The organism is Thalassomonas sp. M1454, from assembly GCF_007097525.1.
Taxonomy (GTDB): domain Bacteria; phylum Pseudomonadota; class Gammaproteobacteria; order Enterobacterales; family Alteromonadaceae; genus Thalassotalea_A.
Genome location: NZ_VKDD01000001.1, coordinates 375135 through 388809 on the forward strand (window position 1 = coordinate 375135; position 13675 = coordinate 388809).

The following is a 13675-nucleotide window of genomic DNA, read 5'->3' on the forward strand; positions in this document are numbered from 1 at the left end:
TTACACTTTACTGAAGGGAGCTATTACCAATGATAAGCAATATCAAGTGCTAAAGCATAAGGTGTATCTCTTTTGGTCACCACTCTACCTCTAGATAAGCTAGGGCCGGTATCAACTTTAGCGTCACCTTGTTTATAAATATTAAAATTGACGTCCCACTTATTTTCACCTTCATCTAATGTAAAGCCAGCACCAACTCCCCACAGCTCATCTATTGGCATAGAAAGCGAACGATACTCATCATCAATACCTGAAGTAACATGCATAACACCTACTTTGTAAGTTAAATTATCCTCAGCTTGCCAGCCATAACCTAAAGACATAAACCAAACATCTTTATAATTACTAGTGACCGATATAGTGTCGCTTTCATTGATTGAAACATCACCCGAGCCAAATTCAGAAAAATCGGCCCAAACTGTATCGAATGTAAAGAAGTCACCTTGTTCCGTTTCGTGATAAAGACCAAATTGCACTCTTTGCGGGATAATATTTTCAACTTCAAACTCTCCATCTTGCAGGTTAGCGAGTTGTTCTTCTCTATTAGCATCTAAACCAGAAAATTCTAAATCGCCTTCTAAATCAGCGCTACCTTCGGTGCCATAAACTAAGCCTATTCGGGTATATTGATTGAATTCGTAAAGCATAGAAACTGAAGTATTTATAGCGAGAGCGCCAGCTTCGTACTCTAACTTGCCATCGGCTGAATCTGGGCCTGTGTTTTTAACGGCTGAAGTACTTGATGAATAGTTATAAGTGAATGATATTGCCGCCCCAAGAGACAGATTGTCATTAACCTTGTATGCAATAGCTGGTGTTGCGGCTATGTATATTAAAGAGAATTCATCACTATAATATCGACCAGCCCACTTATTACCATTGTCTGCACCAACACCACTTGGGATATTAGCACTAAAACCAAAACGCCAATCTTCATTTAATTCGGTTACGTAATAGTAGCCAGGAACAACAACAGGTAAATAGTCTGAGTCAGGGTCGCCACCATCGTATGTACTTTGGTCTTGATTAACTTCTACGCTTGATAACCCTAACGCGACTATGGCGTGTAACTCATGATGAGTTCCCTTTAATCGAGTCATTCCGGCAGGGTTAGTTGCAGAGGTTCCTGCGCCATCAGCTTGAGCAAAGAAACCTGTTTGTGCAGGTGATCCCGCCAATACAGGGGCAGATAAAATAAAACTTGTTGCTAGGGCTAAGGAGATTAAATTCCGTGTCATTATTACTTCCTACAAATTTATAAAAACTTATATTTACAGTGGTATTACCAGTAAGAGTACAAATAAAAATAATATTAAGCTATTAGTTTAGTTAGTATTTTCTTTTTTTTGCTTTTTCTTATCATTTTCTCGTTTAACTAAAACAAAGGTTAAGTACATTTTGGTCGGTAACGATAGAATTAAGCCAAAGGCAATACAACTGGCACTAATGACCATTCCTGTTACACCCATTTTTTCTGGTAAATTGGCATACTCTAATAGGTAATGACCGAGTAACAATAAGCATAAACCTAGTACAATGACGTACTTTAAAATCTTAATTAATTTTTCTTCTGTCACAAGTGCACCTCAATAAGTATCTATTTATAAGATAACCTAGTTAAAGCCACCTGTTGTTGATTAACATCATATTTACAACAGTTATTTTATTCAATAAAAAAAGCAGCCTAAGCTGCTTTGATTTTATCAATTAGGACTAACAGCACTATTTTTTAGTCGGGCGTTTCCAACCATCTAAATTACGTTGCTTAGGACGAGCGATAGCCAACTGTGCATCTTCAACGTCTTTGCCTATAGTAGAACCTGCACCTGTAGTAGCCATTTTACCTATAGTAACAGGGGCTACTAATGAGGCATTAGAACCTATAAAGGCGCCATCACCAATAATAGTTTTTGACTTATTTACGCCGTCATAATTACACGTAATAGTACCAGCACCAATATTTACCTTTTTACCTATTTCTGCATCGCCAAGGTAGGTTAAGTGCCCTGCTTTTGCGCCTTCATCCATAGTAGTGTTTTTCATTTCAACAAAGTTACCTACATGTGAATCGGCTTTCATTACAGTGCCAGGACGAATGCGGGCAAAAGGACCTGCTGAACAGGCTTCGCCAATTTGAGCATTTTCAATAATGCTATTTGGCTTTATGGTTGCACCCTTGCCTATTTGGCTATTAATGATAATGCAGTTAGCACCAATGGTTACGTCATCAGCTAAGCTTACCTCACCTTCAAAAATACAATTAATATCAATTTGTACTTCACTACCTATGGTTACGTTACCGCGTACATCGATACGATTAGGATCACGTAAGCTAGCGCCAGCAATCATTAACTCTTCAGCTTTACGCAATTGGTAAGCACGCTCTAAGTTAGCCAATTGCACGCGGTTATTTGCGCCTTCCACTTCTATTTCAGTATCAGGATGAGCTGTGCTTATTTCAACACCTTCACTGTGTGCCATAGCAATAATATCGGTAAGATAATATTCACCTTGTGCATTGTCATTTGAAAGGTTTGATAACCAGCGTTTTAAATCACCGCCATTAGCAAGCAAAATACCAGTATTACACTCATCAATAAGTAGTTGCTCTGCAGAAGCATCTTTTTGCTCAACAATACCAACTACGTGGCCACCTAAACGCATAATACGACCATAGCCAGTTGGGTTTTCTAGCTTAACTGTTAATAACGCCATGCCGCCATCTTGCTTAGCCGAAATTAACTTTTCTAAAGTCGATACTTTGGTTAATGGTACATCACCATAAAGTACAAGTACGTCTTCATCATCTTTTAAGAAAGGGCTAGCCATATCAACTGCATGGCCAGTTCCTAGTTGTTCTTTTTGCTCAACGAAAGTTAAATCATCACCTTGAACTCGGGCTTGCAATAACTCGCCGCCAAAACCATAGACTAAATAAATATTATCTGAATTAACCGAGCGAGCAGAGTCGATAACATGTTCAACCATAGACTGGTGAGCAACAGGGTGTAAAACCTTTGGTAAGTTTGAGCGCATGCGAGTGCCTTTACCTGCGGCTAAGATCACAACGGAAAGAGACATAAAAAATCCAAATAATATAATGAAATAAATTGCGTTTATTCTAGCGCTGATCCGCTTAAATTTCTAATCTAATTACATTTTTATGTATTTAAATGAACGGGATTAGTCAGTAAATTTTTGACAAAAAAAAGCCACCTAAGGTAGGTGGCATAAAAATATAGCATTTCAGGGAGGAAAACTATGAAAGTTAACTGTGTTAAATAATAGCTTTAGCACTGAAATAAGTCCGTTAACCAAATGTAAAACACTGCAATAGTTTGTTGTAAGTAAATTGTTAAGGTTTAACTAAAATTAATAAATTTTAACTTATTACTACTTTGCTAATGATTGATCTGGGTGTTTTTTTAGTAAGTGTTGTGACAATCCATAGCGCCAGCTTCGCATTGCCAAGACCACCGTAACGCCAAAGCGCTGCTCTAACGGTAAGTTAGAATCTTCTTGATTAAGTACTTCAAACTCTTGTGCAATACGTTTTAGTTTGCGTTGAAATTCACTATTACTGGCACTGGCAAGCATGCCATTGAGTACTATGAGGCTTTCCTCGTCTTGATTAAAACGTGAGTTAAAAAACTCTTGTCCTATAGTATGTTGAAAAAACTCCTGGATAGGGCCATTGTCACGCCAACCAAAATTAGGAGCAACTAACAGCTTAATCCGATTACCGGGTAACAATTCGATAATCTTAAGCTTGTCTAAACGAGCTAGCTTTTGAATACAGTAATGAGTTTCAAGTTCATAATGTTCAATAATTTCATCCATGGTCCATTTATTAAGGACCGACAAAGCTATTAATAGTAAGCCAAGATCTTGGCTTAACTCCTGCTCTTGCTCAACGCTCAATTGTTGCAGCTGAGATTGTTGCTCATTCATCAACAGAACAAGATCTGAGATTTCTAAGTCCATCATTTGGCATATTTGATCAAGACGCTGTAATGAAATATTTTCTTCACTAAACAAGCGCTTAATACTCGCTTGCGTTAATCCTATGTGCTTAGCAACATCGGCATAAGTATAACCATGAGCTTTAAGTGATTTTTTCAAAGAAATTAACAGTGAACTTGTTTGTGCCATAATGTACTCTAATTATTGTTGTATTATTTTTAGACTAAGTATTAAATATTTATACCTAATGGCGAATATATTGCAACAACTAAATTATTGGTAGAAGAATATACAATAAATAGTCACACTAAATACGTGTTAACAACCAATAAATAAAGATTAAGGGAAATTATGAAACAGTTATTCGCTTTTAAGGGATTTTTTGCTTATATCGCCATGGTATTTATTAATGCCTTTGTTGATTTAGGCCACAAAATTATTGTGCAAAATACCGTATTTAAAATTTATGATGGCGATATACAAATAGTATTAACGGCAGTATTAAATGCCTTAATACTTTTACCGTTTATTTTATTATTTTCTCCTGCTGGTTTTATTGCCGACAAATACCCTAAACCTACAGTAATGCGCAACAGTGCTTTAGTTGCCATTGTCGCTACTTTATTAATCACCTTGTGCTATTACCAAGGTTGGTTTATCGGCGCATTTTGTTTAACGCTATTAATGGGTATTCAATCAGCACTTTATTCGCCAGCTAAATATGGCTATTTAAAAGAGTTAATTGGTGTGGATAATTTAGCCCAAGGTAATGCTTTAGTGCAGGCTGTTACTATTGTTTCTATTTTATCAGGCACCTTTGTGTTTTCAGCATTTTTTGAATTATTACTTGCCGGCGTTGATTTAACTAATAGTAGTATCATTTTGCAAGGCGTTGTAGCTCTTGGTTGGGTTATGGTTGCTCTTTCAGTTATTGAGTGGTGGTTTTCTTGTCAAATAAAAGACACTAAGGGCGTTGATCATGGTATGACTTTTTCATCTAAAACTTATCTTCAAGGTCAGTATCTAACTAAAAACTTAAAAATGATTGTGAGCAATAGAACCATATGGTTATCAATTGTTGGTTTATCTATGTTTTGGTCTGTATCACAAGTAATGCTGGCAACATTTCCTGCTTTTGCTAAAGAAGTTTTATCTGAAAATAATACCTTAATTATCCAAGGCATTATGGCTAGTACAGGTATTGGTATTGTATTGGGCTCATTGTTTGCAGCTCGGATATCTAAGCACCATATCGAACTAGGTTTAATTCCAGTTTCTGCGATAAGTTTTGCTCTTTTACTTGGCAATATCGCTTCTCTAAACTCAAGCTTTTCTATGGCGCTAACTTTTCTTGGTTTAGGTATAAGTGGAGGTTTGTTTATTGTACCGCTTAATTCTTTAATCCAATATACAGCTAAAGAAGATGAGTTAGGAACCGTGCTAGCAGGAAATAACTGGGTGCAAAATGTTGCCATGCTAAGCTTTTTGATTATCACAATCGCACTAGTATCCTATGGCGTAAGTAGTGTCGGTATTTTTTATGTTTTAATGGCCATAGCTTTAGCTGGTGCAATATTTACTGTTTATCAGTTACCACACTCATTGATGCGAATGATCACCACATTTATTATTCAGCATAGATACAAATTACAAATATTAGGTTTTGATAATTTACCGGCTAATGGTGGGCTTTTATTACTCGGTAATCATATTAGTTGGATTGACGGATTAGTAGTGCAAATGGCTTGTCCACGCAAAGTCCGATTTGTCATGCTACGCAGTATTTATAATCGTTGGTACCTTAAGCCTATCGTTAAGTTTTTTGGTGCTATTCCAATTAGTGAAGGTAATAGTAAAGAGTCATTGGCATTAGTAAATCAGGCACTAAAAGATGGCGAAGTTGTTTGTTTATTTCCTGAAGGTGCAATTAGCCGTACTGGCGCACTTGGTGTGTTTAGAACTGGCTTTGAGCGTGTAGTTGACGATGTTGATGGTGTTATTGTGCCATTTTACTTACACGGCTTGTGGGGCAGTCGTTTATCTCGTGCGAATAGCAGTAAACTTAGAGAAAATACTCAGCAAGGTTTCCGCCGTGATGTATCAATTAGTTTTGGTAAACAATTATCAATGCAAACGCCTGCTAGCGATCTAAAACAAAAGGTATTTGAATTAGCCTTTAATGCTTGGGAACACCAAACTAGCTATGCCGATCCACTACCTTTAGCTTGGATTAAATCGGCTAAACATAGTTTATTTAAACTGGCAGTAAAAGATACTAGTGGTAGCCGTTTTTCAAACTTACAATTATTAGCTGCCACAGCAACATTGGCCGCTAAAATAAAGCAGTTAGATAACAGTCAAAATATTGGACTCATGTTGCCAGCAAGTAGTGCGGCAGTTATGGCTAATGGTGCTGTATTACTTAATGGTCAAACTGCGGTTAATTTAAATTATAGTACCAGTGTTGATGCGGTGTGTTCAGGTATTAAAAACGCTGAAATATCTACCGTTTTAACTTCTAAAAAATTTATTGATAAGTTAAATGCTAAAGGCATTGATTGCGATACCATGCTTGCTAATACTAATATTGTTTTTATGGAAGATCTTAAGCAGCAATTATCAAAAGCGCGTTATATTTGCGCCATTATTGCTAGTTTTATACTGCCATCGAATAGCTTCTACAAGGTATTTGGTAAAGTGGTTGATATAAACTCACCAGCATGTATTTTGTTTTCTAGTGGTAGTGAAGGTACACCAAAGGGCATTGTACTTAGCCATAAAAATTTCTTGGCCAATGTTAAGCAAATAAGTGATGTTTTACGCACAGATGACAAAGAAGTAGTTATGGGGTCATTGCCACCATTCCATTCTTTTGGCTTAACAGTTACTACCTTTTTACCCTTGATAGAAGGCATCCCGGTAATTTGTCATCCAGATCCTACCGATGCACTCAATATTGCCAAAGCAATAGCTAAAAACAAGGCAACCTTACTGTGTGCTACTGCTACTTTTTTAAGGTTATACACGCTTAATCGCAAGATTAATCCATTGATGCTAGAAAACTTAAGACTGGTTGTTGCTGGTGCTGAAAAGCTACCTGAAGATACTCGTCAAAGCTTTAAAGATAAATTCAATAAAACCATTTACGAAGGCTATGGCGCAACTGAAACAACACCAGTGGCAAGTGTAAATATTCCAGATCAGTTAGATCCAAATGATTTAAAAGTTCAGTCGGGCAGTAAAGTTGGCACTGTAGGTATGCCTTTACCAGGTTGTTCGTTTAGAATTGTTGACCCGCTAACTATGCAAACCTTACCTACTGGCGAGCAAGGGTTGATCTTAATATCAGGTAGCCAACTGATGCTCGGTTACTTAAATGACGAAGCAAAAACCAAAGAGGTTATTGTTACGCTTGATAATCGTCGTTGGTATAAAACCGGAGATAAAGGCTCACTTGATAGTGACGGCTTTTTAACAATTGTCGATCGCTACTCGCGATTTGCCAAAATTGGTGGTGAGATGATCAGTTTGCAAGCTGTTGAACAAGAAGTAAATAACGTAATAAGCGACGATATGGGCGAGTTTATGGCTGTTAATCTACCCGACTCTAAGAAAGGTGAGAAAATCGTTATTTTGACTACTACAGATATCACAGTCGATGAATTAAGACAGACTTTACTCGACAATAGCACCAATCCTCTAATGATCCCTACAGCTGTATATAAAGTAGAGCAAGTGCCTAAACTAGGCAGTGGTAAGTCTGACTTTGCTGGCGCTAAGAAATTAGCGTTAAGCTTTGCTTAGCCAAGAGCAATCAAGTTGATCTGACCCCCTTGATTTAGGCAATAAAAAAGGCACCCTAAGGTGCCTTTTTACTGAGATTATACATGGTTAAACCAAGTAATTATCTCTTGTGTTTGCTTGCTTCTTGGATAACACGTAATTGCGCTACCGCTCTGGCTAGTTCTGCAGCAACTTCTGCATAGTCTACATCGCCAACTGCGTTGTTGATGTGTTCTTCAGCACGTTGCTTAGCGTTTAGAGCAGATTGTTCATCTAAGTCGTCACTACGTACAGCCACATCGGCTAATACTGTTACGCTGTTAGGTTGAACTTCCAACATGCCACCAGAAAGATAAATAATTTCTTCCTGGCCATGTTGTTTAACAATACGCGCCATACCCGGTTTTAAGGCCGTTAATAAAGGTGCGTGACCAGGCATAATACCTAGCTCACCTTCCGTACCTGAAATTTGTAATGATTCGATGCGGCCAGAGAATAAACTCTCTTCTGCACTTACTACATCCAAATGAACCGTCATAGCTGACATATTAATCTCCTGTGCCTAAACTAGGCAAAATTACATTTTGCTAGCTTTCTCAGCCGCTTCGTCGATTGAACCAACCATGTAGAACGCTTGTTCTGGAAGCTCATCGTAGTCACCCGCTAAGATGCCTTTGAAGCCTGAAATTGTATCTTTAAGAGATACGTACTTACCAGGTGAACCAGTGAATACTTCAGCAACGAAGAACGGTTGAGATAAGAAACGCTCAATCTTACGGGCACGGGCTACAGTTTGCTTATCTTCTTCAGAAAGCTCGTCCATACCTAAGATAGCGATGATATCTTTAAGTTCTTTATAACGTTGAAGTGTCGACTGTACGCCACGAGCAGTTTCGTAGTGCTCTGCACCAACTACTAATGGGTCAAGTTGACGTGAAGTAGAATCTAGTGGATCGATTGCAGGGTAGATACCTTGCGATGCGATGTCACGAGAAAGTACAACTGTTGCATCTAAGTGAGCAAAGGTAGTCGCTGGAGATGGATCCGTTAAATCATCCGCAGGTACGTATACCGCTTGGATTGATGTAATTGAACCATTCTTCGTTGACGTAATACGCTCTTGTAGTACACCCATCTCTTCTGCAAGAGTTGGTTGGTAACCTACGGCAGATGGCATACGACCTAGAAGTGCAGATACCTCAGTACCAGCAAGAGTGTAACGATAGATGTTATCTACGAAAAATAGTACATCACGACCTTCGTCACGGAACTTCTCAGCCATTGTTAAACCTGTCATGGCAACACGTAAACGGTTTCCAGGAGGCTCGTTCATTTGACCATAAACTAACGCTACTTTATCAAGTACGTTAGATTCGCTCATTTCATGGTAGAAATCGTTACCCTCACGAGTACGCTCACCAACACCAGCGAATACAGAGTAACCACTGTGCTCGATTGCGATGTTACGGATTAATTCCATCATGTTAACGGTTTTACCAACACCAGCACCACCGAATAAACCTACTTTACCACCCTTTGCGAATGGACAAACTAAGTCGATTACTTTGATACCAGTTTCTAGTAATTCGTTTGAAGCTGATTGCTCTTCATAAGAAGGCGCTTCACGGTGAATGATCCAACTTTCGTCAGCTCCGATTTCACCAGCTTCATCAATTGGTTCACCTAAAACATTCATAATACGACCAAGAGTTTTTACACCCACTGGTACTTGAATTGCTGAACCTGTATTTTCTACATTCAGACCACGACGCAAACCGTCAGATGTACCCATAGCAATGGCACGTACAACGCCACCACCTAGTTGCTGTTGTACTTCTAGTACTAAACCAGCAAGGTCACCTTCAGTTATTTTTAATGCATCATATACCTGAGGTACGGCATCTTGTGGAAACTCAACGTCCACAACTGCGCCAATGATTTGGACGACTTTACCTGCACTCATGTTTATTCCTCTAAACTATTAATTAAACTCTTTGCCTATACCGCAGCTGCACCAGCAACAATCTCACCCAATTCTTGAGTAATACTTGCTTGACGAGCTTTGTTGTATATCAACTGTAAATCATCGATTAAGTCACCAGCATTATCTGTAGCGGCTTTCATCGCTACCATACGGGCAGCTTGTTCACTGGCTAGGTTTTCAACCACGCCTTGATATACTTGAGACTCCACGTAACGAACCAGTAATTGGTCAAGCAATGCTTGCGCATCTGGTTCGTAAATGTAGTCCCAACGATGGGTAATAGCGTCATCATCTGACTTAGGCAAAGGTAACAATTGATCGATTGTTGGCTTTTGCGTCATAGTGTTTACAAACTTGTTGCAAACAACGTATAACTTATCGATTTCACCGTTGTCATAGGCGTCTAACATCACTTTAACTGAACCGATTAAATCGGTAACAGAAGGTGTGTCGCCTAAACCTGATTTTTGCGCAACAATATTTGCGCCAACGCCGCCAAAGAATGCAGAGGCTTTAGAACCTACTACAGCTAAGTCAACATCAACGCCTTGTTCTTGCCATTTGGCTGAATCTTTTAATACAGATTTGAACAAGTTAATATTTAAGCCGCCACAAAGACCACGGTCGGTAGAAATAACGATATAGCCTACACGCTTAACTTCACGCTCTTCCAAATAAGGATGGCGATATTCAAGTTGGCCGCGTGCAATGTGACCGATCACGTTTCTAATGTTTTCAGCGTATGGGCGTGATGATGCCATCAAATCTTGCGCTCTGCGCATCTTTGAAGCAGCAACCATTTCCATTGCGCTTGTGATCTTCTGTGTATTTTTTACACTTCCGATCTTAGTTTTTATTTCTTTACCACCGGCCATGACTATTCACTCCGAAACTATTAATTACCAGGTTTGCGTTGCTTTGAATGATTCAAGCAATTTAGTTAAACCCGCTTCGATATCTTTATCGTAGTTACCAGTTTCGTTGATGGTAGCCATAAGCTCAGCATGCTCATTGTTTGCATAAGTCAGTAGAGATGCTTCAAAATCAACGATTTTGTTTAGTTCTACATCATTTAAGAAACCTTTCTCAGCTGCAAATAATGAAACACCAGTTTCAGCTACAGACATAGGGCTGTACTGCTTCTGCTTCATCAATTCAGTAACGCGTTGACCGTGCTCTAATTGTGCACGAGTAGCGTCATCTAAATCAGATGCGAATTGAGCGAAAGCCGCTAATTCTGCATATTGAGCTAATGCTAAACGGATACCACCACCAAGTTTCTTGATGATCTTAGTTTGTGCAGCACCACCAACACGAGATACCGAGATACCAGCGTTAACAGCTGGACGGATACCTGAGTTGAATAGGTTTGACTCTAAGAAAATCTGACCATCAGTGATAGAGATTACGTTAGTTGGAACGAATGCTGATACGTCACCGGCTTGCGTTTCAATGATAGGAAGAGCAGTTAAAGAACCAGTCTTACCTTTCACTTCACCGTTGGTGAACTTTTCAACGTATTCTGCGTTTACACGAGAAGCACGTTCTAATAAACGAGAGTGAAGATAGAAAACATCACCTGGGTATGCTTCACGGCCTGGCGGACGACGTAAAAGTAATGAGATTTGACGGTAAGCAACAGCTTGCTTAGATAAATCATCATATACGATTAGTGCATCTTCACCGCGGTCACGGAAGTATTCACCCATAGTACAACCAGAGTATGGTGCTAAGTATTGTAATGCTGCAGCTTCAGAAGCTGATGCAACTACAACGATAGTATTTGATAACGCGCCGTGCTCTTCAAGAGAACGTACAACGTTAGCAACAGTTGACGCTTTTTGGCCAATTGCTACGTAAATACTCTTAATACCAGTATTCTTTTGGTTAATAATTGCGTCAAGTGCGATCGCAGATTTACCAATTTGACGGTCACCGATGATTAGCTCACGCTGACCACGACCGATTGGAATCATTGAGTCAATTGATTTGATACCAGTTTGAACTGGCTCATCAACAGACTTACGATCGATAACACCTGGTGCGATGCGCTCAACTGGTGCGTAACCATCGTTTTCGATTGGTCCTTTACCGTCGATTGGCTCACCAAGAGTGTTAACAACACGACCTAAAAGGCCACGTCCTACTGGTACTTCTAAAATACGACCAGTACTTTTAACTTTTAAGCCTTCGTGTAGGTCCGCGTAAGGACCCATAACTACCGCACCTACCGAGTCACGGTCAAGGTTTAACGCGATAGCGAAACGATTGCCAGGAAGTTCGATCATCTCACCTTGCATTGCGTCAGCAAGGCCGTGGATGCGAATGATACCATCAGTTACAGAAACGATAGTACCTTCGTTACGAGCTTCACTAACAACGTCAAATTGATCGATACGATTTTTGATCAATTCAGCGATTTCAGTGGAATTCAGTTGCATGCTCTGTTCCCCAATTAGGATTGTAGTGTAGCTGCTAAACGGTTCAGTTTACCACGAACTGAGCCATCAATTACCATGTCGCCTGCCTTGATAACAAGACCAGAAACGATGGTAGCATCTACTGTACAATTTAGCTTAACTTTACGTGCCAGACGCTTTTCAAGCGCGGCGCTCAATGTTTTTACTTCAGCTACTTTCAGTTTTTTAGCAGAAGTAACATCAACAGATATTTCTTTTTCAAGGTCTGCTTTTAATTCAACAAACTGTGAAACTACCTGTGGTAGCACCAATAAGCGTTCGTTTTCAGCCATCACTTTAATAAAGTTTTGACCTTGCTCATTTAGCTGTTCGCCACAAACGTTTAAGAACAAAGTTTGCACTTGTTCAGTACCCATGCCACCTGAAAGGTAGTTAGCAATGGTTTCGTTTTGGCTTACTTCAGCGGCAAACACTAGCATTTCTAACCAAGTGTCTATCGCGTTAGCTTCAACGGCATAATCGAACGCTGCTTTAGCATAAGGACGAGCAACGGTTGTCAATTCAGACATAGCTCATTCCCCTTAAAGTTCAGCGACTAGTTTATCTAAGATGTCGCTATGTGCAGCGGCATCAATAGAGCGATCGAGAATTTTCTCTGCACCAGCAACGGCAAGAACAGCAACTTGAGTGCGTAATTCTTCACGTGCGCGGTGACGCTCTGATTCAATTTCTGCGTGTCCTGAAGCGATGATTTTCTCACGCTCAACTTGCGCTTTAGCAGCAGCTTCTTCAATCATTTGAGTTTCGCGTTTTTTCGCGGCATCAACGATGTCAGCAGCTTGAGCTTTTGCTTCTTTTAATTGTGCTTTAGCATTGTCTTGAGCAAGCTCTAGATCTTTAGCAGCACGTTCAGAAGCAGCAAGTCCGTCAGCAATAGTTTTTTGACGGTCTTCGATAGCAGCCATAATTGGCGGCCATACGAACTTCATGCAGAACATTACAAATACGACAAATGCGATTAATTCACCAACTAGGGTTACGTTAATATTCATTTGTGTACCTCCTTAAAGTTATTCAAGTTTAATAAAAAATGTCTTATTAAAGAGCGAATAACATGTATAGACCAATACCTACACCGATCATCGCGATAGCATCGATAAGACCCGCTACGATGAACATTTTTACTTGAAGTTGAGGTGCTAATTCAGGTTGACGAGCAGCTGATTCTAGGAATTTGCCACCAAGTAGACCGAAACCAATCGCAGTACCTAAAGCACCTAAACCGATTAGTAAAGCAACAGCAATATATAACATGTGTATCTCCAGTTATTATTTAGTTAGTTAAGTTAAAAATTAAAGTATTTAATAAAATTAAATTTGTTTTCTAAGCATCCTTGCTCAATTAACCCTTCGGGTTGACTCTTAAACCTTAAGAGCCGTTAGCTCAGTCCTTTTGCTCGTATTTCAGGCTTCCTGCCGTCGCCCCCGAAGGGATCGAATACGTTTCCTAAATAGCAGTAATGCT

At 39.4% G+C, this 13675-nt stretch carries 12 protein-coding genes; 1 reads left to right on the plus strand and 11 read right to left on the minus strand.

Annotated features, from left to right (window positions below; all coding sequences use genetic code 11):
* Positions 1–23 precede the first annotated feature (23 nt).
* The 4 genes from FNN08_RS01620 to FNN08_RS01635 form a co-directional block, all read right to left on the minus strand.
* Positions 24–1238 (minus strand): OmpP1/FadL family transporter, encoded by a 1215-nt coding sequence (locus FNN08_RS01620; RefSeq protein WP_143582897.1) that lies wholly within the window; start codon positions 1236–1238, stop codon positions 24–26.
* An 87-nt stretch (positions 1239–1325) separates the two neighbouring features.
* On the minus strand, positions 1326–1577 hold the full coding sequence (locus FNN08_RS01625; protein WP_143582898.1) for a hypothetical protein: 252 nt from the start codon (positions 1575–1577) through the stop codon (positions 1326–1328).
* A gap of 145 nt (positions 1578–1722) precedes the next feature.
* Positions 1723–3081: a bifunctional UDP-N-acetylglucosamine diphosphorylase/glucosamine-1-phosphate N-acetyltransferase GlmU gene (gene glmU, locus FNN08_RS01630; protein ID WP_143582899.1), complete on the minus strand. Its 1359-nt coding sequence runs from the start codon at positions 3079–3081 to the stop codon at positions 1723–1725.
* A 312-nt stretch (positions 3082–3393) separates the two neighbouring features.
* Entirely contained in the window at positions 3394–4152 is a 759-nt protein-coding gene (locus FNN08_RS01635) for a helix-turn-helix domain-containing protein (RefSeq protein ID WP_143582900.1), read from the minus strand.
* 162 nt (positions 4153–4314) lie between these two features.
* Between FNN08_RS01635 and FNN08_RS01640 the strand changes: the two genes are divergently transcribed.
* Complete coding sequence (locus tag FNN08_RS01640; protein ID WP_143582901.1) at positions 4315–7767, plus strand: acyl-[ACP]--phospholipid O-acyltransferase; 3453 nt, start codon at positions 4315–4317, stop codon at positions 7765–7767.
* Positions 7768–7867: 100 nt separating this feature from the next.
* On the opposite strand, the gene FNN08_RS01645 is transcribed toward FNN08_RS01640, so the two are convergent.
* From FNN08_RS01645 to atpE, 7 genes are read right to left on the minus strand one after another with little or no spacing between them, the layout of a single operon-like run.
* On the minus strand, positions 7868–8293 hold the full coding sequence (locus FNN08_RS01645) for a F0F1 ATP synthase subunit epsilon (RefSeq protein WP_143582902.1): 426 nt from the start codon (positions 8291–8293) through the stop codon (positions 7868–7870).
* 30 nt (positions 8294–8323) lie between these two features.
* Complete coding sequence (atpD, locus tag FNN08_RS01650) at positions 8324–9709, minus strand: F0F1 ATP synthase subunit beta (RefSeq protein ID WP_143582903.1); 1386 nt, start codon at positions 9707–9709, stop codon at positions 8324–8326.
* A gap of 35 nt (positions 9710–9744) precedes the next feature.
* Complete coding sequence (atpG, locus tag FNN08_RS01655) at positions 9745–10605, minus strand: F0F1 ATP synthase subunit gamma (RefSeq protein ID WP_143582904.1); 861 nt, start codon at positions 10603–10605, stop codon at positions 9745–9747.
* 24 nt (positions 10606–10629) lie between these two features.
* Positions 10630–12171: a F0F1 ATP synthase subunit alpha gene (gene atpA / locus FNN08_RS01660; protein WP_143582905.1), complete on the minus strand. Its 1542-nt coding sequence runs from the start codon at positions 12169–12171 to the stop codon at positions 10630–10632.
* Between the two features lie 14 nt (positions 12172–12185).
* On the minus strand, positions 12186–12719 hold the full coding sequence (gene atpH, locus FNN08_RS01665) for a F0F1 ATP synthase subunit delta (protein ID WP_143582906.1): 534 nt from the start codon (positions 12717–12719) through the stop codon (positions 12186–12188).
* 12 nt (positions 12720–12731) lie between these two features.
* Positions 12732–13202: a F0F1 ATP synthase subunit B gene (gene atpF / locus FNN08_RS01670; protein ID WP_143582907.1), complete on the minus strand. Its 471-nt coding sequence runs from the start codon at positions 13200–13202 to the stop codon at positions 12732–12734.
* A 46-nt stretch (positions 13203–13248) separates the two neighbouring features.
* Entirely contained in the window at positions 13249–13464 is a 216-nt protein-coding gene (gene atpE, locus FNN08_RS01675; RefSeq protein WP_143582908.1) for a F0F1 ATP synthase subunit C, read from the minus strand.
* Between the last annotated feature and the right edge of the window lie 211 nt (positions 13465–13675).

Bases quoted from the DNA above. Each gene is read 5' to 3' on its own strand.
- atpA (WP_143582905.1), bottom strand. From the start codon at position 12,171: ATGCAACTGAATTCCACTGAAATCGCTGAATTGATCAAAAATCGTATC.
- FNN08_RS01620 (WP_143582897.1), bottom strand. From the start codon at position 1,238: ATGACACGGAATTTAATCTCCTTAGCCCTAGCAACAAGTTTTATTTTA.
- glmU (WP_143582899.1), bottom strand. From the start codon at position 3,081: ATGTCTCTTTCCGTTGTGATCTTAGCCGCAGGTAAAGGCACTCGCATG.
- atpH (WP_143582906.1), bottom strand. From the start codon at position 12,719: ATGTCTGAATTGACAACCGTTGCTCGTCCTTATGCTAAAGCAGCGTTC.
- FNN08_RS01635 (WP_143582900.1), bottom strand. From the start codon at position 4,152: ATGGCACAAACAAGTTCACTGTTAATTTCTTTGAAAAAATCACTTAAA.
- atpD (WP_143582903.1), bottom strand. From the start codon at position 9,709: ATGAGTGCAGGTAAAGTCGTCCAAATCATTGGCGCAGTTGTGGACGTT.
- FNN08_RS01640 (WP_143582901.1), top strand. From the start codon at position 4,315: ATGAAACAGTTATTCGCTTTTAAGGGATTTTTTGCTTATATCGCCATG.
- atpE (WP_143582908.1), bottom strand. From the start codon at position 13,464: ATGTTATATATTGCTGTTGCTTTACTAATCGGTTTAGGTGCTTTAGGT.
- atpF (WP_143582907.1), bottom strand. From the start codon at position 13,202: ATGAATATTAACGTAACCCTAGTTGGTGAATTAATCGCATTTGTCGTA.
- atpG (WP_143582904.1), bottom strand. From the start codon at position 10,605: ATGGCCGGTGGTAAAGAAATAAAAACTAAGATCGGAAGTGTAAAAAAT.
- FNN08_RS01645 (WP_143582902.1), bottom strand. From the start codon at position 8,293: ATGTCAGCTATGACGGTTCATTTGGATGTAGTAAGTGCAGAAGAGAGT.